The sequence below is a fragment of the Streptomyces sp. NPDC055962 genome, from assembly GCF_042270185.1.
GTDB lineage: Bacteria > Actinomycetota > Actinomycetes > Streptomycetales > Streptomycetaceae > Streptomyces.
Window position 1 is genome coordinate 1 of sequence record NZ_JBHJYN010000012.1, and the last position, 26,971, is coordinate 26,971.

27 protein-coding genes are annotated in these 26,971 nt (G+C 72.2%); 18 read left to right on the forward strand and 9 right to left on the reverse strand.

Going from position 1 to position 26,971, the window contains the following annotated elements; genetic code table 11:
- Nucleotides 1–81 precede the first annotated feature (81 nt).
- Entirely contained in the window at nucleotides 82–1,383 is a 1,302-nt protein-coding gene (locus ACFC51_RS27920; protein WP_376531470.1) for an alpha/beta fold hydrolase, read from the reverse strand.
- Nucleotides 1,384–1,713: 330 nt separating this feature from the next.
- Between ACFC51_RS27920 and ACFC51_RS27925 the strand changes: the two genes are divergently transcribed.
- Nucleotides 1,714–2,538 carry an aldo/keto reductase gene (locus tag ACFC51_RS27925; RefSeq protein WP_376368862.1) on the forward strand — a complete coding sequence of 275 codons (825 nt, stop codon included), beginning with the start codon at nucleotides 1,714–1,716 and terminating at the stop codon, nucleotides 2,536–2,538.
- Nucleotides 2,539–2,607: 69 nt separating this feature from the next.
- Here ACFC51_RS27925 and ACFC51_RS27930 read toward each other — a convergent pair whose 3' ends face one another.
- The gene (locus ACFC51_RS27930; protein WP_376531472.1) at nucleotides 2,608–2,883 is read right to left on the reverse strand and encodes a DUF2087 domain-containing protein; all 276 of its coding nucleotides are present in this window, start codon (nucleotides 2,881–2,883) and stop codon (nucleotides 2,608–2,610) included.
- A gap of 130 nt (nucleotides 2,884–3,013) precedes the next feature.
- Between ACFC51_RS27930 and ACFC51_RS27935 the strand changes: the two genes are divergently transcribed.
- From ACFC51_RS27935 to ACFC51_RS27945, 3 genes are all read left to right on the forward strand, one after another.
- Nucleotides 3,014–3,988 carry an acetylxylan esterase gene (locus ACFC51_RS27935; RefSeq protein ID WP_376531474.1) on the forward strand — a complete coding sequence of 325 codons (975 nt, stop codon included), beginning with the start codon at nucleotides 3,014–3,016 and terminating at the stop codon, nucleotides 3,986–3,988.
- Between the two features lie 143 nt (nucleotides 3,989–4,131).
- Entirely contained in the window at nucleotides 4,132–5,256 is a 1,125-nt protein-coding gene (locus tag ACFC51_RS27940; protein WP_376531475.1) for a Gfo/Idh/MocA family protein, read from the forward strand.
- A complete protein-coding gene (locus tag ACFC51_RS27945) occupies nucleotides 5,253–6,182 on the forward strand; it encodes a PmoA family protein (protein ID WP_376531477.1) in 930 nt (309 codons plus the stop codon). The genes ACFC51_RS27940 and ACFC51_RS27945 overlap by 4 nt, the downstream gene beginning before the upstream one ends.
- 72 nt (nucleotides 6,183–6,254) lie before the next feature.
- On the opposite strand, the gene ACFC51_RS27950 is transcribed toward ACFC51_RS27945, so the two are convergent.
- Entirely contained in the window at nucleotides 6,255–6,698 is a 444-nt protein-coding gene (locus tag ACFC51_RS27950) for a nitroreductase family deazaflavin-dependent oxidoreductase (RefSeq protein WP_376368867.1), read from the reverse strand.
- 322 nt (nucleotides 6,699–7,020) lie between these two features.
- Between ACFC51_RS27950 and ACFC51_RS27955 the strand changes: the two genes are divergently transcribed.
- From ACFC51_RS27955 to ACFC51_RS27975, 5 genes are all read left to right on the forward strand, one after another.
- The gene (locus tag ACFC51_RS27955) at nucleotides 7,021–8,382 is read left to right on the forward strand and encodes an FAD-dependent oxidoreductase (RefSeq protein ID WP_376531479.1); all 1,362 of its coding nucleotides are present in this window, start codon (nucleotides 7,021–7,023) and stop codon (nucleotides 8,380–8,382) included.
- Nucleotides 8,383–8,743: 361 nt separating this feature from the next.
- Nucleotides 8,744–9,406, forward strand: coding sequence for a class I SAM-dependent methyltransferase (locus ACFC51_RS27960; protein WP_376531481.1), 663 nt, complete (start codon nucleotides 8,744–8,746; stop codon nucleotides 9,404–9,406).
- Between the two features lie 215 nt (nucleotides 9,407–9,621).
- A complete protein-coding gene (locus tag ACFC51_RS27965; RefSeq protein ID WP_376368870.1) occupies nucleotides 9,622–10,242 on the forward strand; it encodes an L-threonylcarbamoyladenylate synthase in 621 nt (206 codons plus the stop codon).
- A 141-nt stretch (nucleotides 10,243–10,383) separates the two neighbouring features.
- Entirely contained in the window at nucleotides 10,384–10,575 is a 192-nt protein-coding gene (locus ACFC51_RS27970) for a DUF6381 family protein (protein ID WP_376368871.1), read from the forward strand.
- Between the two features lie 175 nt (nucleotides 10,576–10,750).
- The gene (locus ACFC51_RS27975; protein ID WP_376368982.1) at nucleotides 10,751–11,140 is read left to right on the forward strand and encodes a DUF2267 domain-containing protein; all 390 of its coding nucleotides are present in this window, start codon (nucleotides 10,751–10,753) and stop codon (nucleotides 11,138–11,140) included.
- A gap of 1 nt (nucleotide 11,141) precedes the next feature.
- Here ACFC51_RS27975 and ACFC51_RS27980 read toward each other — a convergent pair whose 3' ends face one another.
- Together ACFC51_RS27980 and ACFC51_RS27985 are read right to left on the reverse strand one after the other, a co-directional pair.
- Nucleotides 11,142–12,149: an MsnO8 family LLM class oxidoreductase gene (locus ACFC51_RS27980; protein WP_376531483.1), complete on the reverse strand. Its 1,008-nt coding sequence runs from the start codon at nucleotides 12,147–12,149 to the stop codon at nucleotides 11,142–11,144.
- A 49-nt stretch (nucleotides 12,150–12,198) separates the two neighbouring features.
- Nucleotides 12,199–12,585, reverse strand: coding sequence for an ArsR/SmtB family transcription factor (locus tag ACFC51_RS27985; protein ID WP_376368873.1), 387 nt, complete (start codon nucleotides 12,583–12,585; stop codon nucleotides 12,199–12,201).
- A 93-nt stretch (nucleotides 12,586–12,678) separates the two neighbouring features.
- Here ACFC51_RS27985 and ACFC51_RS27990 point away from each other — a divergent pair, with 93 nt between their 5' ends.
- From ACFC51_RS27990 to ACFC51_RS28000, 3 genes are all read left to right on the forward strand, one after another.
- Entirely contained in the window at nucleotides 12,679–14,706 is a 2,028-nt protein-coding gene (locus tag ACFC51_RS27990) for a heavy metal translocating P-type ATPase (protein WP_376531485.1), read from the forward strand.
- Nucleotides 14,707–14,840: 134 nt separating this feature from the next.
- Nucleotides 14,841–16,295 carry a basic amino acid/polyamine antiporter gene (locus tag ACFC51_RS27995; RefSeq protein WP_376531487.1) on the forward strand — a complete coding sequence of 485 codons (1,455 nt, stop codon included), beginning with the start codon at nucleotides 14,841–14,843 and terminating at the stop codon, nucleotides 16,293–16,295.
- 78 nt (nucleotides 16,296–16,373) lie between these two features.
- Nucleotides 16,374–17,639, forward strand: a complete 1,266-nt coding sequence (locus ACFC51_RS28000) for an arginine deiminase (RefSeq protein ID WP_376368876.1) — start codon at nucleotides 16,374–16,376, stop codon at nucleotides 17,637–17,639.
- A 67-nt stretch (nucleotides 17,640–17,706) separates the two neighbouring features.
- Here the strand turns inward: ACFC51_RS28000 and ACFC51_RS28005 are convergent, their stop codons facing one another.
- From ACFC51_RS28005 to ACFC51_RS28020, 4 genes are all read right to left on the reverse strand, one after another.
- Nucleotides 17,707–18,585 (reverse strand): endo alpha-1,4 polygalactosaminidase, encoded by an 879-nt coding sequence (locus tag ACFC51_RS28005; protein WP_376531489.1) that lies wholly within the window; start codon nucleotides 18,583–18,585, stop codon nucleotides 17,707–17,709.
- A 227-nt stretch (nucleotides 18,586–18,812) separates the two neighbouring features.
- A complete protein-coding gene (locus ACFC51_RS28010; protein ID WP_376531491.1) occupies nucleotides 18,813–19,724 on the reverse strand; it encodes an adenosine kinase in 912 nt (303 codons plus the stop codon).
- Nucleotides 19,725–19,858: 134 nt separating this feature from the next.
- Nucleotides 19,859–20,110: an alpha amylase C-terminal domain-containing protein gene (locus ACFC51_RS28015; RefSeq protein WP_376368879.1), complete on the reverse strand. Its 252-nt coding sequence runs from the start codon at nucleotides 20,108–20,110 to the stop codon at nucleotides 19,859–19,861.
- Between the two features lie 270 nt (nucleotides 20,111–20,380).
- Complete coding sequence (locus tag ACFC51_RS28020) at nucleotides 20,381–21,142, reverse strand: IclR family transcriptional regulator (RefSeq protein ID WP_376531493.1); 762 nt, start codon at nucleotides 21,140–21,142, stop codon at nucleotides 20,381–20,383.
- A 448-nt stretch (nucleotides 21,143–21,590) separates the two neighbouring features.
- On the opposite strand from ACFC51_RS28020, the gene ACFC51_RS28025 reads away from it, so the two are divergent.
- From ACFC51_RS28025 to ACFC51_RS28050, 6 genes are all read left to right on the forward strand, one after another.
- Nucleotides 21,591–21,884 carry a YciI family protein gene (locus tag ACFC51_RS28025; RefSeq protein ID WP_376368881.1) on the forward strand — a complete coding sequence of 98 codons (294 nt, stop codon included), beginning with the start codon at nucleotides 21,591–21,593 and terminating at the stop codon, nucleotides 21,882–21,884.
- A gap of 255 nt (nucleotides 21,885–22,139) precedes the next feature.
- Nucleotides 22,140–22,493, forward strand: a complete 354-nt coding sequence (locus ACFC51_RS28030; protein WP_376368882.1) for a hypothetical protein — start codon at nucleotides 22,140–22,142, stop codon at nucleotides 22,491–22,493.
- A 172-nt stretch (nucleotides 22,494–22,665) separates the two neighbouring features.
- Nucleotides 22,666–22,749 (forward strand): putative leader peptide, encoded by an 84-nt coding sequence (locus ACFC51_RS28035; protein WP_376368983.1) that lies wholly within the window; start codon nucleotides 22,666–22,668, stop codon nucleotides 22,747–22,749.
- A gap of 228 nt (nucleotides 22,750–22,977) precedes the next feature.
- Nucleotides 22,978–24,441 (forward strand): hypothetical protein, encoded by a 1,464-nt coding sequence (locus ACFC51_RS28040; protein ID WP_376531495.1) that lies wholly within the window; start codon nucleotides 22,978–22,980, stop codon nucleotides 24,439–24,441.
- Nucleotides 24,442–24,696: 255 nt separating this feature from the next.
- Nucleotides 24,697–25,638: an acetylglutamate kinase gene (gene argB, locus ACFC51_RS28045; protein WP_376368884.1), complete on the forward strand. Its 942-nt coding sequence runs from the start codon at nucleotides 24,697–24,699 to the stop codon at nucleotides 25,636–25,638.
- Nucleotides 25,639–25,692: 54 nt separating this feature from the next.
- The gene (locus ACFC51_RS28050) at nucleotides 25,693–26,829 is read left to right on the forward strand and encodes an alpha/beta hydrolase-fold protein (protein WP_376531497.1); all 1,137 of its coding nucleotides are present in this window, start codon (nucleotides 25,693–25,695) and stop codon (nucleotides 26,827–26,829) included.
- Nucleotides 26,830–26,971 lie beyond the last annotated feature (142 nt).

Consider the following 26,971-nt stretch of genomic DNA (forward strand, 5'->3'; position numbering starts at 1 on the left):
GCGGGGGGCCCCCCCCGCGGGCCCCCCCCCCCCCCCCGGGGGGGGGGGGGGGGGGGGCGGCCGGGCCGCACGGCGGGGGACCTAGCGGTCGCACTCCCCCCGCACGAGGGCGAGCAGCCGGTCCAGCACATGAGGACCGCCCGCGCGCACACCGTCGTGCTCGTACTCGCTGGTCACCCAGGTGCGCAGCCCCCGGATCGAGGACGCGGTCCGCAGCGCGTGGCCGGTGTCCACGTACATGTCGTCGTGGTAGACGGCCGCGGCCACCGGCACCTCGTTGGCCGCGAGCCGCTCGGCGTCGTACAGGGCGGGCCAGTCGGTCCGCGCGGCGAGCAGTTCCGCCGTCTCCCGCAGAGGCCGCAGCGCGGGATCGACGTCGAAGTGCCAGGGGTGGATGCTCTCGCCGGTGAACAGCACCGGACCCTCGCCCGCCAGCGCGGCAGCGGCGTCGAACTGCGGGAACTCGGCCCGGACGCGCTCGGCCGACCAGCCGGTGGGCCGGGCACCCTGTCCGTAGATCGCCTCGTGCATCAGGGCGTACAGCGGGTGGCCCGCGAACGAGGTGGCGGTGCGCATGGCCTCCTGGAAGGCGTCCGAGAGCTCGGCGCCGTGGGGCCCGGTCACGAACGCGTTCTCCAGCAGGTGGTGCAGTTGATGGCTGCCGTTGCCGGTGCCCAGCATGATGCCGAGGGACTGGAAGCCCTCGGGGGTCAGCGTGTGCCCCGCACTGTCCGGACGGTGCTCGGCGAGGTACGCCGTGATGGCGCGGGCCCGGGCGACGTCCTGCGGGTAGCGGGCGTAGTGCGCGGCGACCTTCCGTTCGATCCTCGGGTACGCGGCCCGGTAGACCTCGTCGGCGTGCGCGTCCAGGGAGGGCAGGCCTCCGGTGATCAGCACGGCTTCGAGCCCTTCCGGGGCCGCGGACAGGTAGCGGACGGCGCAGAACCCGCCGAAGGACTGCCCCAGGACGGTCCAGGGCGCGCCGCCGGTCAGCCGGGGCCGGATCAGTTCGCAGTCGCGGACGATGCTGTCGGAGCGGAAGTGGGCCAGGTGATCGGCCTGCTCACGCGGGCCGCCGCGGAGCGGCAGCGTCTGCCGGTTGGCGGGGGTGGACAGGCCGGTGCCGCGCTGGTCCAGGAGCAGGACACGGAACTCCCGCACCGCACGGCCCAGCCATGCCTCGGTGCCGACGAAACGGCGTGCACCGAAGCCGGGGCCGCCCTCCAGATAGACCAGCCACGGGAGCCGCTCGGACTCCTTCCCGCTCGCCACGGCTTCACGGCCGAAGATCTCGATCGTCTCGCCGCCCGGATCGCCGTGGTCGAGGGGGACCGTGAACCGTCGGTCGGTCAGGACGACGCCGGGCTGGCGGTAGCTGCTCAAGGGAACTCCTGTATCCGGTTGTATCCGGTGCTTCCCGGACAGTTCAGCACACCGCCCCGACGCGGTCGGCCCCGGCCCGCATGCGCTCCGCCGCCGCGGATCGCTCGCACCGCGCACCCGTCGCCGACCGATGGGCGGCCGCCCGGCAGGACGAGACCCTCACCCTCCGGTCAAGGGTGAGACCAGCCGATTCACCTGCGCCACGACAGCACGGAGGAGCATCACCCCCCCTTACCCGCGTTTGCCATTAACCCGCGTGTGCAATTATTGTTTACGCCAGTAACCATCGCACGCGGATCGAATCGGTCCGACCCCACGAGAGGCCCCACCATGCCCACGGTCCCCACCGTCACGCTCAACAACGGCGTCACGATCCCGCAGCTCGGCTTCGGCGTCTTCCAGGTACCCGACGACGAGACCACCGCCGCCGTCTCCTCCGCGCTGGAAGCGGGCTACCGCTCCATCGACACCGCCGCCGTCTACGGCAACGAGGCGGGCGTGGGCCGCGCGCTCGCCGAGTCGGGGCTCGCCCGCGAGGAGCTGTTCGTCACGACGAAGCTCTGGAACGCGGACCAGGGGTACGACGCCACCCTCGCCGCCTTCGACGCCAGCCTCGCCAAGCTCGGCCTCGACCACGTCGACCTCTACCTCATCCACTGGCCGACCCCCGCGCGCGACCTCTACGCCGACACGTGGCGCGCCCTGGAGAAGCTTCAGGCCGACGGCCGCATCAGGGCCGCCGGTGTCTCCAACTTCCAGCCCGCGCACCTGCGCCGTCTGCGGGAGGAGAGCCCCCTCGTCCCCGCGGTCAACCAGGTCGAGCTGCACCCCGGCCTCCAGCAGAGCGAGCTGCGCGCCGTGCACGCGGAGTACGGCATCGCGACCGAGGCCTGGAGCCCGCTGGCGCAGGGCGCCCTGCTCGACGACCAGCTCCTCGTCTCCCTCGCCGAGCGCCACGGAAAGAGCCCGGCCCAGGTGGTACTCCGCTGGCACCTCCAGCTCGGCAACGTGGTGATCCCCAAGTCGGTCACCCCGGCGCGCATCCGGCAGAACATCGACGTCTTCGACTTCGAGCTCTCGGCTGCCGACATGGACGCGATCGCCGGCCTGGACCGCGGCATGCGCACGGGCCCGGACCCCGACACCCTCAACTGAGCCGGCCGGCCGGCCCCGGGCAGGCGTCTGTCCGGCCCGGCGGCTCCCCGGCCGGGGAGCCTCTCACTCCTACCGGCCGCGCCGGTAGGAGCTGCCGTCCTTGGGACGCTCCAGAAGGCCGGCCACCACGAGGTAGCGGCGCAGGGCCGAGTGGTCCGCGTGCACGGTGAGCAGGGCTTCGTTGACCTCGCGTTCGCTGTAGGCACGGTCCTGCTCGAAGAGCGTCTCCGCGAGGTGTTCCAGCAACTGCTGACGGCGGGCGGGCTTGCGGGGGATCGCCGTGAGACGCCCGCCCGAGAAGAGCGCGGCCACCTGGTGCGAACCACGAGGTTCTGTATCCGACATGCGGGAACCTTCGCAGGAGCGGTCCCGGCGGGCAACGCCATTTCGCCCTCATCCGAGATTCTGTCGACTTCCGGGCCGACCGTCGTACGGTATGACCATTCATCCACTGTGCGATTGAAGGCGGTCCCGCATGGCCCTGTTCGACATGCCTCTCGATGAACTCCACTCCTACCGCAGCCGGTCGGTGGAGCCCGAGGACTTCGACGCGTTCTGGTCGGCCACGCTCGGCGAAGCCGGAACCCACGATCTGGACGCCCGGTTCGAACGGTGCGCCGATACCGGGCTCGTCACCGTCGACATCCACGACGTGACGTTCGCCGGCTTCGGCGGCCACCCCGTCAAGGGCTGGTTCGTCGTGCCGGCCGGTTCCACCGAACCCCTGCCGGTGGTCGTGGAGTTCATCGGGTACGGCGGCGGCCGGAACCTCCCCCACACGCACCTGCTCTGGGCCTCGGCGGGCATGGCCCATTTCGTGATGGACACCCGCGGCCAGGGCAGCGGGTGGGCACCGGGCGACACCGCCGACCCCGTCGGCTCCGGGCCCTCGCTGGCGGGGTTCATGACCCAGGGCATCGAGGACCCCGCGTCGTACTACTACCGCAGGGTGATCACCGACGCGGTGCGCGCGGTGGAGGCGGCCCGCTCGCACCCACTGGCCGACGCAACCCGTACCGCGGTCTTCGGCGCGAGCCAGGGCGGAGGTCTCGCGCTCGCTGCCGCCGGGCTGATTCCGGACCTGACGGCCGTCGTGGCGGACGTACCGTTCCTCTGCGACTTCCCCAGGGCCACCCGGATCACCGACCGCAAGCCGTACCGCGAGATCGCTGACTACCTCAAGACCCACCGGGGCCGCGCCGAGCAGGTCAACCGCACACTCTCCTACTTCGACGGGGTCCACTTCGCCGCACGCGGCCGGGCACCCGCCCTCTTCTCCGTGGCGCTGGAGGACCTCACCTGCCCGCCGTCGTCGGTGTTCGCCGCCTACAACGCCTACGCGCACGCCGAGAAGGAGATCGAGGTGTACGACTTCAACGACCATGAGGGCGGCGGTCCGTTCCAGCACGCGCTGCAGCTCAGGCGGCTGCCGCAGCTGCTGAAGGCCTGACCCCGGAGCCGGCCCGACCCCTTGACCCGCTTCACGCGCGCAGCCTAGGTTTCCCGGAGAGAAAGCGCTTGCTGTCCGGTAGGTGCACGTATCTCCACCAAGGGGTGTTTGTCACGGCCAGCAATCCTTCGCACCGGAAGCCGGTGCGGGTCGCGATCGTCGGCACGGGTGCGATCGCGCGCGGCAGCCATCTGCCCGCGCTGACCGCGCTCGCCGCCGGCCAGCCTCTGGAGGTCGTCGCCGCGGTCGACGTCGACAGAGCCTCGGCCGAGGCGTTCTGCGCCGCCGCGGGCATCGCGCGTCCGTACACCGACATCGACCGGATGCTCGCCGAGGAGCGGCCCGACCTGGTCACGCTCGCCACCCCGCCCCGGTTCCACCGCGACCAGACCGTGGCCGCGCTGCGCGCCGGGGCATGGGTGTGGTGCGAGAAGCCGCCCTGCCCGTCCCTGGAGGACTTCGACGCGATCGAGGCGGCCGAGGGCACCCGTGGCGACGGCCCGTACGCCGCGATCGTGTTCCAGCACCGCTTCGGCTCGGGATCCCGGCACGTCCGGGAGCTGCTCGCCCGACAGGCGATGGGCCGGCCCCTGGTGGCCCACTGCCAGACCACCTGGTACCGGGACGAGGCGTACTACTCCGTTCCCTGGCGCGGAAGTTGGAGCAGCGAGGGCGGCGGGCCCGCGATGGGGCACGGCATCCACCAGATGGACCTGCTGCTCGACCTGCTGGGCCCGTGGGCGGAGATCAGGGCGATGGCCGGGCGCCTGGTGCACGATGTCGAGACGGAGGACGTCTCCACGGCGCTCATCCGTTTCGGGAACGGCACGATGGCCACGGTGGTGAACAGCGTGCTCAGCCCGGACGAGGTCAGCCGGATACGGATCGACTGCGAACGCGCCACCGTCGAGCTCACCCATCTGTACGGGCACCGCAACGCGGACTGGCGGATCACCCCGGCCCCCGGGGTCACGCCGGAGGAGGCGGACGCCTGGCGGGACTTCGGCCCCGATGTGCCCAGCTCGCACGAGGCGCAGCTGGAGGGCCTGCTGGAGGACCTGCGGGCCGGACGGCGGCCGCGGAGCAGCGGTGCGGACGGCCGCAAGAGCCTCGAACTGGTCGCCGCTCTCTACAAGGCGGCCTTCGGCGGGGGGACCGTTCGGGCGGGTGAGATCGTCCCCGGCGATCCGTACTACGCCGCGCTGCACGGCGACGCTCCGGGCTGGGCCCCCGAGCCGCTCGGGAGCACGGCGGAGGTCCCCGCATGACGAAGGCCCTGGAAGTCGTCCACCATCACGGCGAACACCTCGCGGTGACCGCGGCGGAGAGCGGGGTGGAGCTGCTCCGCTACGTGTACCGGGCCGAGGACCCGTGGGAGGCACCGAAGCCGTACATCCACCCCCTGCGAACCCTGTCCGGCCGGGTCGTCACCGGCTACCGGCCCAACGACCACCGCTGGCACAAGGGCCTGCAGATGACCGCCTCGCACCTGTCGGGGGCGAACCTGTGGGGCGGCAACAGTTATGTGCACGGTGAGGGGTACCTCGCCCTGCCCGAACGTGTCGGTTCCATGGCGCACGCAGGGTTCGACGAGGTGTCGGTGCGCGACGACGGCGTGCGCTTCACGGAGCGGCTGACCTGGCATCCGCGCAGCGGCGCGCTCTGGGCCGACGAGACGCGGCGCATCGAGGTCCACGACGTCGACGTGCCGGCCGGCAGCTGGGCGCTGACCTGGTCGTCCGCGATCACCAACCGCCGGGCGGAGCCGCTGCGGTTCGGCAGCCCGACGACGCACGGCCGCCCCGATGCGGGGTACACCGGGCTGTTCTGGCGCGGACCGCGCGCCTTCCGGGACGGGCGGATCATCGCACCGCACGCGGAGGGGCCGGAGCTGATGGGACAGCAGGCCCCCTGGCTCGCGTACGGCGGGGAGCACGACGAGACGGACGGGCACGCGACGCTGGTCTTCGTCCACGCACCCGAGAACGACCACGCCGGGGTACGAGGCGAGCATCCGGCGCACTGGTTCGTGCGCAATTCGTCCTTCGCGGCCGTCGCCCCGTCGCTCGCCTTCCACGACGAGCTGGTGCTCGGTCCGGGCGCGACCCTGACCCGGCGCTACCGGGTGGTGGTGGCCGACGGCGCGTGGGGACGCGACCGGATCGCAGCCGTGGTGGGCGGACTCTCCTGGTGAGGGTCCGGCATGCCCGGGCGGCCCGGCCCGGCATCTCCTGCGGGTCCGGCCGGCCCGGTCACGGTCGCCGACTCAGTTCTTTCCGGACGGCGTGAGGACGAACACCGGGATCTCCCGGTCGGTCTTGGTCTGGTAGTCGGCGTAGTCGGGGAACGCCTTGACGGCGCGATCCCACCACAGAGCCTTCTCCTCGCCCGTGACCTCGCGGGCGACCATGTCCTGCCGTACGGTTCCGTCGCGCAGCTCCACCTCGGGGTCGGCCTGCACGTTGTAGTACCAGACGGGGTGCTTGGGGGCTCCGCCGAGGGAGGCGACGGCGGCGTACTCCCCGTCGTGCTCGACCCGCATGAGCGGGGTCTTGCGCAGCTTGCCGCTCTTGGCGCCGCGCGTCGTGAGGAGGATGACGGGCATGCCGCGCATGGTGGTGCCCTGCGTTCCGCCGGAGCTCTCGATCAGCTCGACCTGCTCACGGACCCACGTCGTCGGGCTCGGCTCGTACTCGCCCTCGATCGGCATGTCTCAAGTCCTCTCGTCGGAGTGCTTCGGTCCTACGACCATCATGGCTCCGCCGGCGAACCGGGGCGCGCCATGACACCGGCGTACAGCCTGCCCGCCCACCGCCGTCTCATTCCCTGGAACCACGTGAGACGGCGGAGGCGCCTTCCGCTCACAGAAATCGAGCCTTTTAAGGCTCATACGTCCCTTTATTTCCGGAATATCCTCTCGCCCCACTCCTGGGACTCCCGGGGACAGGCCGTACCGTGGGGGCAGCGGAGTAAGCCAAGCCTTACCCCGCTGCACTCTGCCCGTGCTCGTCCGCCCTAAGGAACAACACTCCATGACACGCCCCGTCCGCGTCGCCATCGTCGGAGCCGGTCCCGCCGGAATCTACGCAGCGGACGCGCTTCTCAAGTCCGAGGCCGCCCAGGAGCCGGGCGTATCGATCGACCTGTTCGAGCGCATGCCCGCCCCCTTCGGCCTGATCCGGTACGGGGTGGCCCCTGACCACCCGCGGATCAAGGGAATCGTCAAGGCGCTGCACCAGGTCCTGGACAAGCCGCAGCTTCGGCTGTTCGGCAATGTCGACTACCCCAACGACATCGGCCTGGACGACCTCCGGTCCTTCTACGACGCCGTGATCTTCTCGACCGGCGCCGACGCCGACCGCGCCCTGGACATACCGGGGATCGAGCTCGAGGGTTCCTACGGCGCGGCGGACTTCGTCGCCTGGTACGACGGCCACCCCGAGGTTCCGCGCACCTGGCCGCTGGAGGCCGAGAAGGTCGCCGTGCTCGGTGTCGGCAACGTGGCGCTGGACGTCGCGCGCATCCTGGCCAAGACGGCGGACGAGCTGCTCCCGACCGAGATCCCCGCGAACGTCTACGACGGGCTGAAGGCGAACAAGGCGCTCGAGGTGCACGTCTTCGGCCGACGCGGTCCGGCGCAGGCGAAGTTCAGCCCGATGGAGCTGCGCGAACTGGACCACTCGCCGAACATCGAGGTCATCGTCAACCCCGAGGACATCGACTACGACGAGGGCTCGATCGCCACCCGCCGGGAGAACAAGCAGGCCAACATGGTCGCCTCCACGCTGGAGAACTGGGCGATCCGCGACGTGGGCGACCGCCGCCACAAGCTGTTCCTGCACTTCTTCGAGTCCCCGGTGGAGGTCGTCGGCGAGGACGGCCGCGTCGTCGCCCTGCGCACCGAGCGCACCGAGCTGGACGGGACGGGCAACGTCAAGGGCACGGGCCGCCACACGGACTGGGACGTGCAGAGCGTCTACCGCGCGGTCGGCTACTACTCGGAGGAGCTCCCGAAGCTTCCCTTCGACGTGGTCTCCGGCACCGTCCCGCACGCGGCGGGACGCGTCCTGACCGGCGACGAGCCGATGCCCTCGGTGTACGTCACGGGCTGGATCAAGCGGGGCCCTATCGGCCTGATCGGGCACACCAAGGGTGACGCCAACGAGACGGTGGCCTGCCTGCTGGAGGACCATGCCGCCGGCCGGCTCCCCACGCCGGCGCAGCCGGGGGCCGACGCGATCGTCGACTTCCTGGAGCAGCGTGGTGTCCGGTACACCACCAAGGAGGGCTGGCACCGCCTCGACGCCCACGAGCAGGCGCTCGGCGCCGCGCAGGGCCGCGAGCGCATCAAGGTCGTCGAGCGTGCGGCCATGCTGGACGCATCCGGAGCCTGACAGCCGCAGGCCGCCCCGCGCCCCCGGAACCTCCTGCGGCGGAGGTTCCGGGGGCGCGGTGCGTCCGGTGCCGGGGGAGGTCGGGGCCGGTACGCGGCGTTCGTGCGCCCGGCCGGCGGGTGCGAGGTGCCTGGCTGCGGGCGCCGCGACCGCGGGAGTCCGAGTGACAGCTCGTGCGTACGACGACGGCGCACGGAACCGTGCCTTCTCCCAGCGCGTTCTCCGCATGTCTGGACGCCCGGCGGTCCGGGCGGTACACCTGCAGCACCGCACCACTTCACCGAATGCCTCCGGGGGCGACGTGCGATCACCGGACCCACGCCCGCCGTCGGCAGGGAACCCTCCCGGCCCGGCCGAGGACATGAACGCCGAGGGCTGGCGGGACTACGGCCGGCGGCAACTGGATCGGGGGTACGTGCCGCCCGTTCCGCGGCGGATGACGTGGGGTCCCTGGCCGGAGGTGGGGCCCGGGGACGAGGTTCTCGGTGACGTCGCGGGGAGGCGGCTGCTGGACATCGGGTCGGGAGCGGGGCACCGCGGCGCCCTGGTCGACGCCGTGGAACTGTCGCCCACCCAGCACGAGCGGGCCGTCACGGAACACGGCCGTACGGCCGGGGTGACATTCCTGCTCGGCGACGTCGTGGATCGTCTGCATCACGCTCATCCGTACGACGGCGCCTACGCCATCGGCACTCTTCCCTTCATCGACCCGATGCGCAGCCTCCCCGCCCTGCGCGACGGGCTGGTTCCCGGCGCGCCGCTCGTCTTCTCCGCCCTGCACACCAACCTGCACGGCAGGCCGCCCGAAGCCTCGCTCACCCCTCGGCGGGAGATGATCCGGTTGCGGGACACCATCCCGATTCCCGTCAGCATGTGGGTGCTCACCGGAGCGCTGTGGGAAGACCTTCTGACGGACCACGGCTTCTCCGTCGAGACGACCGCGTTGCTGACCTCCCCAGGGCAGGACAGCTCCGTGGCCCATCAGCTCATCCGTGCCCGCCGCCGTTCGGTCCGCGCCCGGTGAACCGCTGAACCGCTCGTCCGTATCCTCGCCCCCCATGAGGGGTCCCCACCGGGGACCGGTCGACCCGCACCCGTCGCCATCCGGCTTCCCCGCAAGGGCATTTCCCCTTCCCGTGCTCGCGTGTGCCCGGCCCCCTCCCGGACGGGTGCACGGCCCCCGCACCGTGCACCCGTCGTAAGCGGAACGCGTTCGCCCCGAGGCCGTAGACTCGCCGAATGGCCAAGTACTTCGACGTGCACCCCGAGAACCCCCAGCGCCGCACCATCACCAACGTGGCCGAGAGCATCAGGTCGGGTGCCCTCGTCGCGTATCCGACCGACTCCTGTTACGCCCTGGGCTCCCAGCTGGGCAGCCGTGACGGGATCGACCGCATCCGCTCGATCCGGAACCTCGACGACCGCCACCACTTCACACTGGTGTGCCAGAACTTCGCGCAGCTCGGCCAGTTCGTCCAGGTCGACAACGACGTCTTCCGGGCCATCAAGGCCGCCACGCCCGGGAGTTACACCTTCATCCTTCCCGCCACCAAGGAGGTGCCGCGCCAACTGCTGCACCCGAAGAAGAAGACCGTCGGCGTCCGTATCCCTGATCACACCGTCACACAGGCGCTCCTGGCCGAACTCGGTGAGCCGCTGCTCTCCAGCACACTGCTGCTGCCGGACGAGGCGGAGCCGCTGACCCAGGGCTGGGAGATCAAGGAGCGTCTCGACCATGTCGTGGACGTCGTGCTCGACTCCGGGGACTGCGGCACCGAGCCGACCACCGTCATCGACTTCTCGGGCGGGGAGCTGGAGGTCGTGCGGCGGGGAGCGGGCGACCTGACCCGCTTCGAGTAGGGCGCCGACGGTCGCGGTCCGGCCGCGGTCCCGTCCCGCTCTCGGTCACTCCGCGCTTCCGGCGCCCCCGCTGAGATGCGCGCACCCCCGGGTGGCTGGTTCGGTGGAGGGGTCCGCTCCGCCCATCGCCAGGGAGTGATCATGAGCGAGTCAGAAGACGTCAGGGCCCGTCTCCAGCAGATGCGAGGCCGGGCCGAAGACCTCGAGAGGGCCGCCGAGCAGGCCACCGATCCCGCGGAACGACGACGTCTCGAGGACGAGGCGCATCAGCTCGAGTCGCGGAGTGTGCAGGTCAGCGGGATGGCGAGCGGCGACATCTACCCCATGCAGTAGGCGCGGGCGCGACTCCGGAGGCGGAGGGGCCGGCCTCCCCTTGCTGTCGGCGCACGCGCGTGTTATCACCGGAATTGAGGTGACATGCGGTGGATACGCGGAGGGCGGGGCACGGGCTTCCCCTCCCCCGTCCCGCTCTCCGCCCGCGCTCCGCGAAGGGGAATCCGTGACGTACATGAGATGGCAGCCGTTCCTGGAAGCCGTTCAGGAGCGCGGCGAATACCCCTCGGCCCTGGAAGCGGAGCGCGCGTCCCGCGTGGTGCTCGCGCTGCTCGGGGCGCACGTGGTCGGTGAGGAGCGGAACGAGCTGGCGGCCCGGCTGCCGGAGACGTTCGCCATGATCCTTCTGAACCCGCTGCAGGCCGCCGAGCCCCTCAGCTCCGAGCGGTTCGTGCGTGCGGTCTCCGCCTGGATCGAAGGGGCGAACGAGCAGACCGCGGCCTGGGACACGAGTGCCGTTCTCAGCGTGGTCGCCGAGGCCTCCGGCGAGGAGCTGCTGGAGCGTGTACTGCTGCAACTTCCGCCGGGGTACGACCTGTTGTTCGGCCACCCCGAGAACGGGTGATTCACCCCAGGTCCGCGATCCCGGCGAGCCGCCGCATCGAGTCCACCAGCGCGTCACGGTCGTACGTGCTCGTGGTGACCAGCACCTCGTCCGCACCGGTCTCCTTGATCACCAGCTCCAGCCCCGCCCTGACCGTCTCCTCGGTCCCCGCGAGGTGCCCGCGCAGTCCGCTCTCGTAGAACCCCCGCTCCTTCGCCGTCATGGTCAGGGCCTGGATCCGGTCGGCGGGCGCCAGCGGCGGGAAGGAGCCGTGGGTGCGTGAGTACGCCATGGACCATGCCTCCGGGATCAGCAGCCGTCGGGCCTCCTCCTCCGTGGCGGCGACGGCGACGGTGCCCGCGACGATCACATAGGGGTCCCGCGCCCAGGCGGAGGGGCGGAAGGCGGCGCGGTACTCCTCGACCGCTGCCACCAGCTTGTCGCGCCCGCGGAGATCGCCCACGACGAGCGGCAGGCCGGCGCCCGCGGCGATGGCCGCCCCCTTGCCGGTCGCCAGTACGTACGGGGGGATGCACAGCCCTTCGGCGGGACGGGCATGGACCTGCGGGTGGGCCCGCTGGGTGCCGTCCAGCCAGCCGAGGAGCTCGGTGAGCTGTCCGGCGAAGGCGTCGGCGTCCTCCTTGTCCCGGCCGAGGGCCTTGCGTATCCCGTCGGTGAAGCCGACCGAGCGCCCCAGGCCCATGTCGATCCGGCCGGGGAAGAGCGAGGCGAGGACCCCGAACTGCTCGGCCACGACGAAGGGCTGATGGTTCGGGAGCATGACCCCGCCCGTCCCCACCCTGATGGTGGAGGTCGCGGCCGCGACGGCGGCGGCCAGGACCGTCGGCGCCGATCCGGCCACACCGGGGACGCTGTGGTGTTCGGACACCCAGAAGCGGTGGTACCCGAGGGCCTCGGCCGTGCGCGCCAGCGCGACGGTGTCCCGCAGCGCCTGTGGGCCGTCGTGGCCCTCGCGGGTGCGGGAGCGGTCGAGGAAGGAGAAGCGGGTCGGTGCGATGGAGGAGCTCACCTCTGGTTCAACACCGCGTGCGCTCCCGGATTCCCGGCCCGGGTGACCGTCAGCGCCCCGCGGCCGTCGCGGCGCTCTCGGCGGGCGCGTCGCGGAGCCCGAGGCGGAGGTGCTCGACGTGGTAGAGGGCCTGGTCGAGGAGTTCGGCGACGTGGTGGTCGTACAGCGCGTAGACGATGGAGCGCCCCTGGCGCTCCCCCGCGACGAGGCCGAGGTTCCGCAGCAGACGCAACTGGTGGGAACAGGCGGAAGGCTCCATCTCCACCGCTTCCGCGAGGTCACCGACCGCGCAGGGCCCCTCCTGGAGACGCGCCAGAATCCGCAGCCTGGAGGGGGTGGCCAGCGCCTGGAGGGTCGCGGCGACACCTGCCGCCCCCACGGCGTCCAGGCGCTCGCGGGTGGTGGCGGTGCTCTGCTCGTCGCGTCCGTGGCCCATGCGTCCATTCTACGGATGACACATGAAGACCTGTTCATATATTCCTGTACCGTTGAGGCGTCGTCGTTCCCGCCCACGAGGGGTCGTTCCGTCATGCCCACCGCCGTCCTCCCGCGCCCCTCGCGCACTGCTCACGCCGGCGCCGGAGGCGCCCCCCGGCGCCGTACCCGCGTCCTCGCCCTGACGGAGGCCCGCTGGGCCGGCGCCGCCCTGGCCCTGTTCCTGGTCGCACTCCCGCTGGAGCTCACCGGCGCCCCGGCCTGGGCCTGGGGCCCCCTGTACGCCCTCGTGTACGCCGCCGGAGGCTGGGAGCCGGCCCTGTCGGGGCTTCGGGAGCTCCGGGGGAAGGTCCTCGACGTGGACCTGTTGATGATCGTGGCGGCGCTCGGCGCGGCCTCGATCGGTCAGGTGATGGACGGCGCCCTGCTGATCGTCATCTTCGCGACCTCCGGCGCGCTGGAAGCACTGGCCACCGCGCGCACCCAGGACGCGGTGCGCGGCCTCCTCGACCTGGCCCCGGCCACCGCTTCCCTCCTCACCGCCGGCGGCGGTGAGGAGACGGTCGCCACCGAGGACCTCGTGGTCGGCGACGTCATCCGGATCCGGCCCGGCGAACGGGTGGGTGCGGACGGCCGGGTCATCGGCGGCGCGAGCGACGTCGACCAGGCGACCATCACCGGCGAGCCGCTCCCCGCACCCAAGGAACCCGGGGACGAGGTGTTCGCCGGGACGCTGAACGGCACGGGCACCCTGCGGGTCGCCGTCGAACGGGACGCCTCCGAGTCGGTCATCGCCCGCATCGTGGCGATGACCGAGGAGGCCTCCCGCACGAAGGCCCCCACCCAGTTGTTCATCGAGAAGGTCGAGCAGCGCTACTCGCTCGGCATGGTCGCCGCCACCCTGGCCGTCTTCCTCGTCCCCCTCGCCTTCGGCGACGACGTGACCGGCAGCCTGCTGCGGGCCATGACGTTCATGATCGTGGCCTCCCCCTGCGCGGTGGTGCTCGCCACCATGCCGCCACTCCTCTCGGCCATGGCCAACGCGGGGCGCCACGGTGTCCTCGTCAAGTCAGCCGTGGTCATGGAACGTCTCGGACAGACCGACGCGGTGGCGCTGGACAAGACCGGCACCCTGACGGAGGGCACTCCGCGGGTCACCGACGTCCGCCCGCTGCCCGGTACCGGGCTGCCCGAGGAGGCGCTGCTCGCGCTGGCAGCCTCCGCCGAACACCCCAGCGAGCACCCGCTGGCCCGGGCCGTGGTGAGCGCCGCCCAGGAGCGCGGGCAGACCGTGTCCCCGGTCTCGGACTTCGCCTCGGCTCCCGGTACCGGAGTCACGGCCACCCTCGAAGGACACCGGATCGCGGTCGGCTCCCCCGCCCGCCTCCTGCGCGAGGACACCACACCCGCGGGCGCCGTGGCGGCCGCCGTGGCCTCCGCACTGGAGGAGACGGGACGCACCGCCGTGCTCGTCCTGCGCGACGGCCTGCCGGTCGGAGTCCTCGGCGTCGCCGACCGCATCCGGCAGGACGCGGCCGCGAGCGTCGCCTCGCTGGCGCGCCTGACCGGCGGATCACCGATGCTGCTGACCGGCGACAACTCCCGCGCCGCCGCCCGGCTGGCATCCGAGGCCGGCATCACCGACGTCAGGGCGGAGCTCCTCCCCGAGGACAAGGCGGCGGCCGTGCGCGCACAGGAGCAGGCGGGGCACCGGGTCCTGGTCGTGGGTGACGGTGTCAACGACGCGCCCGCGCTGGCCGCCGCGCACGTCGGGATCGCGATGGGGCGGGCGGGTTCCGATCTCGCCGTGGAGACCGCGGACGCGATCGTCATCCGCGACGAACTGGCCGGCGTCCCCGCGGTGGTGGCCCTCTCCCGGGCGACCCGCCGACTGGTCGTGCAGAACCTGGCCGTCGCCGGCCTGTTCATCACGGCCCTGGTGGTCTGGGATCTCGTCGGCCGTCTGCCGCTCCCGCTGGGAGTCCTGGGGCACGAGGGTTCCACCGTCATCGTGGGTCTCAACGGCCTCCGGCTGCTGCGTGAATCAGCCTGGCAGCGCGCCACCGGGCAGGCCGCGAACGCGTCCCCGCCGAACCCACGCCCCGATTCCCTCAGCGGCTGACGGCAGGTCACCGGCGCACACGCACCGAGCGGCCGGCGGCGCGCGACCAGCCGCCGACGCCCTCCGCAATCGTCCTTTTGGTGATGGTTTGCGACTAAAGTTCCCCTCGTATCTGCACCACACGAGGGGACGACATGACCAGCTCCCGCACCGGGACCGATGCCCCTGAGGGACCCACCACCGCGGTCAAGATGACGCTCCTCACGCTGACGACGATGGTGGTCGGCTCGATGGTGGGCGCCGGGGTGTTCTCCCTGCCGTCACGCTTCGCCCAGGAGACCGGGGTCGCCGGTGCGTTGATCGCCTGGGCGATCGCCGGCACGGGCATGCTGATGCTCGCGTTCGTCTTCCAGACGCTCGCCGTGCGCCGGCCCGATCTCGACGCGGGTGTCTACGCCTACGCCAAGGCCGGCTTCGGCGAGTACCTCGGCTTCTTCTCCGCCTTCGGATACTGGGCCAGCGCCTGCGTCGGCAACGTGACGTACTGGGTGCTCATCACGTCGACGGTCGGAGCCGTCTGGCCGGCCCTGGGTGACGGCGACACCGTCGTGGCCGTCGTCGTGTCCACCGCCGGCCTGTGGGCCTTCTACTTCCTCATCCGCCGGGGCGTGAAGGAGGCCGCGGCCATCAACCGGGTGGTCACCGTGGCGAAGGTGGTCCCGATCATCGTCTTCGTCGTCCTCGCCCTGTTCTTCTTCGACGCGAGCGTGTTCGCGGACAACTTCGGCGGCGCGGACTACGCGGGCTCCCTGTTCGACCAGGTACGCGGCACCATGCTGGCCACGGTGTTCGTCTTCCTCGGGGTGGAGGGCGCCAGCGTCTACTCGCGCCATGCGAAGCGCCGTGAGGACATCGGAAGAGCCACCGTCCTGGGGTTCCTCAGCGTCTTCGCCGTCTTCGCCTCGGTGACCATCGTGTCGTACGGCATCATGCCGATGGCCGAGATCGCCGACCTCCGCCAGCCGTCCATGGCGGAGGTCCTGGAGGAGGCGGTCGGCACGTGGGGGCAGGTCTTCGTGAGCGTGGGGCTGATCGTGTCCGTGCTCGGCGCCTATCTCGCCTGGACGCTGATGGCGGCGGAGGTCCTCTTCGTCGCCGCACAGGACGACGACATGCCGCGCTTCCTGCGCCGCGCCAACACCGCCGATGTACCCGTGCCCGCGCTGCTGATGACGACCCTGCTGTCGCAGGTCGTACTGGTCATCACCCTGTTCTCGGACGACGCGTTCAACTTCGCCCTCGATCTGACGAGCGCCCTGTCCCTGATCCCGTTCCTCCTCGCGGCGGCGTTCGCCCTCAAGATCCTGGTGCGCCCCGACGACTTGACCAGGGGTGAGCGCGGCAGGCGCGATCTCGTGGTGAGCGTGCTGGCGACGGTCTACACCGCGTTCCTCCTGTTCGCCGCCGGACTCAAGTTCGTCCTGGTCTCCTTCCTCATCTACGCGCCCGCCACGATCCTCTTCGCGATGGCCCGCAGGGAGCAGGGCCGTCGGATCTTCTCCCCGGCCGAACTCGTCATCTGCGCGCTCTCGGTCGTCGGCGCCGTGATGGGCGTGATCGCCCTGGCCTCCGGGTGGATCAGCCTCTGACGGCCCCCGCCCGTCCCTCCGCACCGGCCCGGCGTGCCTGCGAGCGCACCACCGGGCCCTGTTCGAAAGGCAGCCCCCATGAGCACCACCTCCACCGCGGACGCGGCACCCGTGCACGGCGTCCACTCCGAGGTCGGCAGACTGCGCAAGGTACTGGTCTGCGCGCCGGGCCTCGCACACCGCAGGCTCACCCCGAGCAACGCCGGTGACCTGCTCTTCGACGACGTGATGTGGGTGGAGAACGCGCAGCGCGACCACGCCGACTTCGTCGCCGGACTGCAGCGGGCCGGCGTCGAGGTGGTGGAGCTCCACGACCTGCTGGCCGGGACACTCGCGGACCCCGCGGCCAGGGCGTGGCTCCTCGACCGCAAGATCACCCCCAACGAGGTCGGTCTGGGGCTCGTCGATCCGACCCGCGCCTACCTGGAGTCGCTGGAGCCCCGCGAGCTCACCGAGTTCCTGATCGGCGGCATGGCCACCACCGACCTGCCCGGGGAGTACAGGTCCGGCTATGTCTCCCTGGCCCGGGAGTCGGCCGGGGTACGCGAGTATCTGATGCCGCCCCTCCCGAACACGCTCTACACCCGCGACACCACCTGCTGGCTGTACGGAGGAGTGACGCTCAACCCCCTGTACTGGCCGGCGCGTCACGACGAGACCCTGCTCATGAAGGCGGTCTACCGCTTCCATCCGGACTTCACCGGGTCCACGGTCTGGTGGGGCGATCCCGAGGTGGAGTGGGGCCAGGCGACCTTCGAGGGCGGCGACATCATGCCGGTCGGCAACGGTGTCGTCCTCATGGGCATGAGCGAGCGCACCTCGCGCCAGGCCATCACCCAGGTCGCCGCCGCGCTGTTCCGGCAGGGGGCCGCCCGCCACGTCGTGGTCGCTGCCATGCCGAAGCTGCGGGCGGCCATGCACCTGGACACCGTCTTCACCTTCGCCGACCGCGACATCGTCACCGTCTACCCGAAGATCATGGACGCGGTCCACACCTTCTCGCTCCGGCCGAGCGACAAAGCTCCCGGCGTGGACGTCGTCGACGAGGGGTCACGCCCCTTCACCGACGTCGTGGCCGGGAGCCTCGGCCTGCCCGCGCTGCGGGTGATCGAGACGGGCGGCGACGTGTACGCGTCCGAGCGCCAGCAGTGGGACAGCGGCAACAACGCCGTCGCGCTCGAACCCGGTGTCGTCTTCACCTACGACCGCAACACCCAGACCAACGAGCTGCTGCGCGCCGCGGGCGTCGAGGTCCGCACGATCGTCGGCGCGGAGCTGGGCCGCGGCCGAGGCGGCGGGCACTGCATGACGTGTCCGCTCATCCGCGAACCGGTGGATTTCTGACCCGGGGGTGTGTGGCGGACCTCGGACCTCCCGTCGGACACCGTGGGGCGTCGGCGTCCGCCTGTGCTCAGCAGGACCGGTACACGTACCCCTTCTCGCCCGCGGGGAGCACGTCGAGGTCCCGCAGGACGAGGGAGATCCTGTCGCCCCAGGCGGAGCATGCCTCGTCGAAGCTCACGTCGCCCTCGCCCTCGTACTCGACGGCGAGGACCCGGTCCTCGTACGCCTCGGCGTACGCACCGCACTCGTCGAACTGGGCGCACTCCTCCGTCACCGCGAAGTCGAAGCCGATCGAACCGTGCCGGTCGAGCAGGTCGGTGGTGTTCTTCTGCCCGATGGCGAGGCCGTCGCTGTGCGCCCGCTCGGCCAGGGCGGTGGCGAAGGCGGCGTTGTGATCCGCGGTCAGCCTGCCCTTCGAGCGTTCGAAGGAGTCGAGGTTGTCGGGTTCCACCGCCTGGAAGCCGCTCTCCTCGCATCCGTCGATCCACTCCCCGACGATCTTCCCGAGGCCGGTGCGCTTGGCGGCCGTCGAGGTGTCCAGGAGCACCTCGTCCCATCCCTCGTCGATGACCAACTCCCCTTCCCCGTCACGCAGGAGGAGGTCGGGGTGGGTGTCCTGCCACCACTCCAGTGCGCCGGGCTGCGTCTGGAAGGCGTTGACGTAGCAGACGTTGTACAGGCCGTCGGCCGGTTCGTCCTCCCGGTCGCGGGAGACCGCCCGCACCCCGTCGGGTGGCGTGTAGCCCCCGCCGATCTGGTAGTCGAACCCCGTGCCCGCCGTAGGCAGGAGCACATCGGCGGCCCGCTTCCCCGGCTCGTGCCCGGTGTCCTCGGCGGCTCCGCTCGCAACGGTGCAGCCCATCAGCACGCCTGCGCCGAGGACGGAGGCGAGGCCCGTCGCCACGCGCCTGCGGTGGAGGGGCAGGGAAGGGGCGCGGCCGGCCACACGTACTCCAGGTGTCTGGGATCCGGAAGGGGATCTGCCCATTCTCCGTCACCGGTGCGCTCCAAGGAGCTGCGGGGCTCGCTTCGGGCGGTGCCGGACGGGCTCGGGGGACGGGCGCGCCTACGCAGGAACCCCCGACCGTCCGGCGCCCGCCGCCTCCCGGCAGCCGGGCCCCGGACGCGTGCACACCGGTGGGTCAGCTCACCGGGGTGCACCCCGAGGGCACCTCACTCCCTCTCCACCTCGGCGACCCGGGCGAGCAGGTCCTCCCTGCCGATGGAATCCGTGCGCGTCGACGGCACGGTGCAGGCGTGGGCGCCCGCCACAGCCCCGTACAGGGCGCAACGGCCGGGGTGTTCACCGTTCAGCCGGCCGAGCAGGAAGCCCGAGGCGAACGCGTCGCCCGCGCCGTTGGTGTCCACCACCGGCGCGGGCGGGGTGACGGCGGGGACGTGCGTGAGTTCGCCGTCATGGAGCAGGTACGCGCCCTCCGCGCCCGCGGTGGCGACGACGGTGCGGGCCCTTCCCCGTCCGGTGATGTCGCGCATGGTCCGCTCGGGATCGGCCAGAGCGGTGGTGGACAGGAACACGAGGTCGGCCTGGAGGGCGAATCGTTCCTGGTAGGGCTCGGCACCGTCCCAGTCGTGCAGATCGGTGGAGATCGTCACACCGGCCTCACGGAGCAGCGGCAGGGTGAGCACACACGGCTGGGTGATGACCACGTGGGCGTGGCGGGCATCGGCGGCGAGTGCGCGGACCGTCGCCTCGTCGAACCGGTCCGAGTCACGCGCCCGGTCCGCGTCGTACAGCGAGAGCCTCCGACCGTCCGGGCCGACGAGGTTGACGGCACGCTTCGTGCCGGCGGGCGACGGGAACGCGGTGAGCGGGATGCCCCGGTCGCGGTGGAGCGCGCGGACCAGCTCGCCCTCGTGGTCGTCGCCGATCAGGTCGAGGTGGTGGGTACGCAGGCCGAGGGCGTGCAGTCCCAGTGTCACGAAGTCGCCGCTCTGCCCTCCCCGGGTCACGATGCCCGGTCGGATCATGTAGCTGTCGGCGTACGGGAGGGGCAGTTCGGGGACGTGGACGATGGTGTCCACACCCGCTCCGCCCAGGACGAGGACGTCGGTCCGCGGGGACATGAAGCTGGTCGTACCTCTCGCTTCGAGGGCTTCCTGCCCGGTTCACGGCCCGGGTGGCCGGATCCGGTCACGATGCGCAGGACGGGAAACTCCCCGTCCTGCCCGTCGTCGTTCCGTGACGGTCTCCCTGCGGGTCAGCCCGCGCGGGCGCCGGTGTGCAGGGCCAGTGCCCCGCGGGCGGGCAGCGAGGCCCGGACCGTCCCGTCGGTGCCGACGGTGACCGTGTCGCCGTCGCAGTCATCTGGAGAGGCCACGGCCACGTTGCAGTACGTGCCGGCAGGGAGGGAGGTCGTGAGGGTGTCGTCCAGCGCCGCGTCGCCGTTGTTGCCGGTGACGGTCATGACTCCGGCCAGCGTTCCGCCGATCAGACGGAATCGGTGATGCATGTGCGGCTCCTTCGACGACAGGGCACGGCTGTGCCCTCGAAGGCAGCCACGCGCCAGGCTGCCCTTGGGGGAACGTCTGGGAGCCTGCCGCCCCGTCCGCACCGGCGTCAAGGATTTCTGCAAGACCTTTCATCTCCTTGCGCAAGCCCGGCGCCCCCGGCGGAACCGGACGTCAGCCCCGCTCCTGTCAGGGAGTTCGGGCGTGGTGGTCCGGGCGTGCGCCCGCGTGAAGCGTCGTGCCCCGGTGCCGCCGAAACGGGGGATCCCTCCTCAGGAGGCCGGCGGCGGCAGGAGGGCCGCCGCCTTGCGGAGGGCCACCGCATGCCGGGCGAGTTCGGGTTCGCCGCCCCTGTCCGCGGGCATGGACGCCATCAGGGCGAGCCGGTCGCGCCAGCTGTTTCCGGCCAGCGGCACGGCGACCGCGTTCATGCCCCGTACAGATTCGCCGGCGCTGTCGGCGCGGCCGAGGGCGCGGATCGCGGCCAGCTCGGACAGGAGCGCGGTACGGGAGACGAGGGTGCGGCTGGTGACCCCGGGCAGCCGTTCCTCCGGGTAGAGGGCACAGACCTGTTCACCCGTCAGCTGGGCCAGCAGCACCTTGCCCGCCGAGGTGGCGTGCGCCGGGTGGGCCCGGCCGGTCTCCAGCACGGCGCGCACGGGATGCGGCGACTCACGGCCGTCCGTGATGATCACCTGGTCGCCGATCAGGGCGGCGGCACTGACCGTCTCTCCGGTGGCGGTGGCGGCCGCGTCCAGCACCACGTGCAGCCGCGCCGCGATCTCGGGCCCGTAACCCGCCGGGCGGCCCAGCGTGACCAGTTCGGGCCCTGCGGAGTAACCACGGCCCGAGGTGTCGCGGGTGGCGAAGCCGCGCGCCTCGAGCGTGCTGAGCACGCGGTGCGCGGTGGAGCGTGCCACATCCAGTTCCCTGGCGGCGTCGGTGACCGACAGGGTGTCATGGGTGAGGAAGAGGCGCATCAGGCGCAGCCCGGTGTCCAATGACTCGATGATGTAGCTCCTGGGGTCGCCCACGGGTGTCCTCTCGGTCGCGTCACCGGCGTCGTGTTCCGGTGCGACGCCCGCACCCCTATGATTCCGGGCCGGCCGCACGGGCGGACAACCGCCGCCCGTCCGCCGGTGCCACGCGGGACACCGGCCTGATGGGCCGAGGCCCGACGGAGGACGCGGACGCTGTGCCACGCGGGACAACTCGCCTTCGGGCCGGGCAGGTTCACTCCCGCCGGCGGCTTCGCGATCATGGAGTGCGGCGTCGACGGCGTGGCGTCCCGGTCGCGGCCCGCGCCGTGGTCCGCGGAGCGGTCTCCGTAGCGGCCGTCCCGACCGCGCGGCCCACGGCGCACCGGGGCCCGCGACGTTCCCCCGGCCGGGTCGGGCTTACCGTACCCCCGTGGCCGGGACCGGTGGGGCACCCACCCGACCCCTGTCCGCCGCACCTGTCCGCACCCAGGAAGGGACCCGTATGCCGGTCTTCGCCGTCATCTACACCTACACGGAGGACACAGCCGGGCGCGACGAGCACCGCCCCGCACACAGGGAGTACCTGACCGCGCTCGGCGAACGGGGAGTCAACCTGTGCTCGGGGCCTTTCGGCCCGCTGGAGAGTCCGGGCGCCCTCCTCCTCATCCGCGCCGACACGAAGCAGGAGGCACTGCGGCACACCGCCGACGACCCGTTCCGGCTCAGGGGTCTGGTCAGCGAGGTCTCGGCGCAGGAGTGGATCCCCGTGCTGGGGCCGCTGGCGGCGCAGATCTGACGCCGTCCGCACGACGCCGGTCACCGCGAGCCGTCCACCCACCGCGACCGGCCACGCGCGGGAGGACGCCGGCGCGGGCTTCCGGACGGCGGGGCAGCACCCGTGCCCGCGCCCACACCGCACTCCGGTGGCAGGTGGGACGACGGTGCGGAGGCGGCAGTGCCGAGCGGGGCGTGAACACGTCGCTTGAGAGGCTGCCGAGCGGGGAAGACGGACTTCACCAGTGCCCGCCGGGGGCCGGAAGCGGAGGTCGTGATGCTGTCCCACAGACTTGACCGTGGTGTCCTGGTCCTCACCGTGATGGAGGATCCCGGGATCGGAGGGCGGGCCGAACTCGCCGCCGAGATCGTGGCGTTCGTCCACAGGCACCGGCCGGGGCCGGTACTGGTGGTCATCGAGGAACCGGCCGCCACACCGGCCACGGCCAGCGCGGTCCTGCGCGCACACCGCCAGTGCGGCACATGGGGTGTCCTGATGTCCGCCGCCACGCACAGCGCGCCCGTGCGGCGCCTCCTGGAGGCCTCCGCCGCCGACGCCGGGGGAGCACGGCTCGTCGTCCACCCCGGGGTCGACGCCGCCATCAGCGCCGCGTACGAAGAGGCGGCCTGACACCGGGGACGACGACACGACGGGAGCCGGCCGGCGACCGCCCCCGGGGCAGGGGGCCGCAGCGGGGAACAGGGGCGGAGCGCGCGCCTCACCTCCCCGGTGCGCGCCGGCCGGCTCCTCGCCGTCCACGCCGTCTTGACCAGGCGTCAGCAGTGCTGCTTGGATCACCCGCATGAAGCGCTGCCAGCAGCTCACGCGACGACGTCACGTCGATCTCGTGCGTACCGCCGGCGCTCTCTGTCTGCGCGCGGGCTGACGGCCCGGGGTTCCTTCCCCCCACCCGCCGCACCGCGGCTCGGCCCCCGCTCACCGGTCGTCGGACGACCGGGCCCGTGCGCCGTGTCTCCCCCGTGAGGCGCACCTCCGTCTGCCCGCGCCCCCTCATTCCTCTCCCGGTCGACGTGCCCTCTCTCGCCGGGAGCTGTCTCCTGCCTGCCCCATCCCGCCCTCCCGGTATGTCCGCACCCGAAAGGACCGGCCCACCGTGCCCCACTCCCCCGCCCCCCGGCGATCCGCCCGATGGAAGCCCCTCGGCGCCCTTCTCACCGCCCTCGTCCTCGGCTGCGCCGGCCCCGCCTCGGCCGCCTCCCCCGCGTCCTTCGGCCCGACGCCTCCCCACAACCCCTACCTGGGTCCCGACGGCACCGCCACCATGCACGGCGACGCGGGATCCTCGGACACCACCCCGCTCGCCGGTCCCGGTGCCGGCACCCTGTCGTCCTCGCGCACCGCCCTCGCCTCCGCCTGCCCCACGATCCTGGTGGGGGCCGACGGCTACCCCGTCGCCCTGTGCACCCCGATCTTCGGCCAGGTACCCACGGTCCATCTGCTCGACCCGGCCGACGGGTCCTCCCTGACCACACTGAAACTGACCAAGGGGTCGCTGCTGGGCGGTGTCTACGCCTACATCGACCATCAGGACCGGCTGGTCGTCGCCGACGGGAGCCGCAGCCTGCTCCGGATCGGGCACCACCGGGACGCCGACGGCGGCTGGAGCCTGAGGGTCGACCGGAGCCTCTCCCTCGCCTCCGTCGTGGCGGAGGACGACGCGGTCACCGGCCTGGCGCCCGACACCGACGGCCGTGTCTGGTTCGCGACCGGCGGTGGCGTGGTCGGGACGGCCGACGACAGCACCGGCACCGTGAAGGCCCTCCCCCTGCCCGCCGGGGAGCGCGTCGCCAACAGCATCTCCACGGCCCCGGAGGGCACCGCGGTCACCACCACCCATGCGACCTATCTGCTGACCTCGAAGGCCGGAACCCCCGAGGTCGTCTGGCGCAAGGCCTACGACCGCGGTTCCGCCCGCAAGCCCGGTCTGCTGAGCTGGGGCAGCGGCTCGACCCCGACGTTCTTCGGTCCGGCCCGGGGCTCGGAGTACGTCGCCGTCGTCGACAACGCCGACACCGCGGCCCATCTGAAGGTGTACCGCACGGACGACGGTTCGGACGTCTGCTCGGTCCCGGTACTCACTGCCGCGAACGGCCCCGGGAGCGAGAACTCCCCGGTGGGCATCGGGCGCAGTGTCTTCGTCGCGGGGACCTACGGCTATCCCTACCCTGCGGTCCCCGAGGGCGCCGGCACGAGCGTGCCCGCCTCCGCGGACTTCGCCGGCGGCCTGTCGAGGGTCGACGTGCGGGCGGACGGGAAGGGATGCGGCCTCGTGTGGGACAACACGCTGCGATCGGCGGCCGTGCCGAAGCTCTCCACGGCCGACGGCCTCCTCCACACGGTGGTGCGCGACCCGTTGATCCCGGGTACCAGGGGGACGAGCCTGCTCGACCCGTACCGCTACGTACAGATAGACCCCGACAGCGGACAGGTCACCCGCTCCACGAAGGTCGGCGTGGGATCGCTGTACGACACCCTGCAGATGGCGGGCACGATCACACCGGACGGCACCTATCTCCAGGGCACGGTGACGGGGGTGCTGCGCGTCTCCGCACGGTGAGCGGGCGTGGCGGTCAGGAACGGCGTCCTGCCCGCCACGACCACCGGCCGTACGTCATATCGTGCTCGGCCGACAGCCGGGCGCATGGCCCGGCCTCCCAGGTCCACCCCCGACCCGGCACTCATTAGGTTAGGCTTACCTCTGCCGTGCCGGGTGGTCCCTGGAGAGGGAACCGCCTCCGGTCGCACGTCAGTTGGACAACCGATCCGATAGCACCGCGCGAACGGGGTGGGGACAGGGATGAGACCGGCCTTCATGGAGCAGGCGGACACGGACACGTCCGCCGGATCGCCGCGCCGCCCCGAGGACCGCGCGCGCGGCACCGTCGTCGTCAAGTTCGGCGGCAACGCCATGGTGGACGCGAGCCTGCAGCGGTCCTTCGCGCAGGACGTCGTGGAGCTGTGGCGCAAGGGCCTGCGCCCCGTCGTCGTACACGGCGGAGGTCCCCAGATCAGCGCCATGCTCGATCGGCTCGGCCTGGAGACCCGCTTCGAGGCAGGTCTCCGGGTGACCACACCGGAGGCCATGGACGTGGTGCGGATGGTGCTGGCCGGGCGCGTCCAACGCGAACTGGTCGGCCTCATCAACGCCCATGGGCCGTACGCCGTCGGCCTGACGGGGGAGGACGCGCACTCGATGACGGCGGTGCGGCGCACCGCGTGGGTGGACGGCCGCCCCGTGGACATAGGGCTCGTCGGGGACGTCGTGGACGTGGATCCGGGCATGCTGCACGCTCTCCTGACACAAGGTCACATCCCGGTGGTGTCCCCGGTGGCGCGCGGCGAGGACGGGCAGGTCTACAACGTCAACGCCGACCTCGCCGCGTCGGCCCTGGCCGTGGCCCTGGGCGCCGAACGCCTCGTCATGCTCACCGACGTGGAGGGCCTGTACGCGGACTGGCCGCACAGCACCGACGTGGTCGAGCGGGTGAACGCCGACGCACTGCACGCGATGCTGCCGGTCCTGGCCGGCGGCATGCTGCCCAAGATGGAGGGCTGTCTGCGGGCCGTCCGCGGCGGTGTGCACCGGGCGCACGTGCTCGACGGCCGGGTGCCGCACGCCGTCCTGCGCTGCCTGCTCGACGACACGGCCCCCGGCACGACCGTGTTCCCGGAGAGCGGCGACGGCGGCGAGGCCCCGGGGACCCGCACCATCCGCGCTCCGCGCACCCCACGACGCCAGGCCGCCGTCACCTGATCGACGGAGATCGACGGCTCCACTGCTCACCGCCACAGATCGAGGAGATTGCCCATGCGCCGTGTCACGGACCGGGCCGGCACCATCACCGAGGCCCTCACCGCCGGTGCAGGCGAGGCATTCTCCGCGTTCGGGGTGTCGGGGAGCCCCGGCAGTGACGCCTTCTGGTCGGCCGTGGGATCTCCCGCCTCGGTCCCCGCCGACGACGGCGGCTGGGTGACGCTGTTCCTGTGGCGCGGGTCGCCGGCGAGCATCGGCTTCGAGAGCTGGTCGGACGCCGTGCCCCTGAGCCGCTGGGGCGGCACCGACTGCTGGTACGCGGAGGTGCGCATGCCCGCACGTCTTCGGGTGACCTACCAGTTCCTCGCGGACGACGCGGCGCACGCCGATCCGTTCAACCCCGACGGGGCGGGCGGTGACCGGTCCGTCGTCGCGACACCGGACTGCCCACGCCAGCCGCACTGGCCCGGTATCGGGGCCGATGACGTCCTTCCCGTCCCGCGCACCCGGGTCCGGTGGGCCGGCGGACGGCTCGGCGGACGGAGGACCGTGCGGGTCCATGCTGCGGGAGGCGGCGGGCCCGTGGTCCTGCTGCTCGACGGGGACGACTGGCTGTACCTCCATCCCGCCATGGCCGCGTTCGACTCGGCCGTAGCAGCGGGCGAGATGCCGCCCGCCACCCTCGTCTTCCTGCCGGCCGGGGACCGGGAGGCCGAGTTCGGGTGCGATCCGACCCTGTGGGAGGCGGTCCGGGACGAACTGCCGTCTCTGGTCGCGGCGTCCGGTGTGTCCGCCGACTGGGACCGGATGGTCGTCGCCGGGCAGAGCCTCGGCGGACTGAGTGCGATGTACGCCGCGCTGGAGTTCCCGGACCTGGTCTCACGCGTCGCCTGTCAGTCGCCGTCGTTCTGGTGGGCCCCGGGGGCCCCGGAACGGACGGACCCCCTGGGCGGGCCGGTCGGCGGCGCGATCGCCGCACGTCTGGAAGAGGGGCAGGACCTGTCCGGGCTGCGGATCGCGTTCGACGCCGGCGAGCACGAGACGCGGATGCTACCGCACTGCGAGGCGGTCGAGGCCCTCACCCGGGAGGCCGGGGCGACCGTGCGCGTGTCCCGGTCGCCGTCCGGTCACGACCGCGCGGGCTGGCGCCACGCCCTGCTCAGGGACGTCGCCTGGGCGCTCGCCCGGTAGGGCCCCTCACGTCCCGGTCGGGGCGGGCCCCCCCCGGGGCCGCCCCCCCCGGCCCCCCCCCCCCGGCCCGCCCGTGTGCGCAGGGGGGGGGGGGGGGAGGGCGAGCGGTGACGAGGCGGGGAGCCCCCCCACAGGCACCACA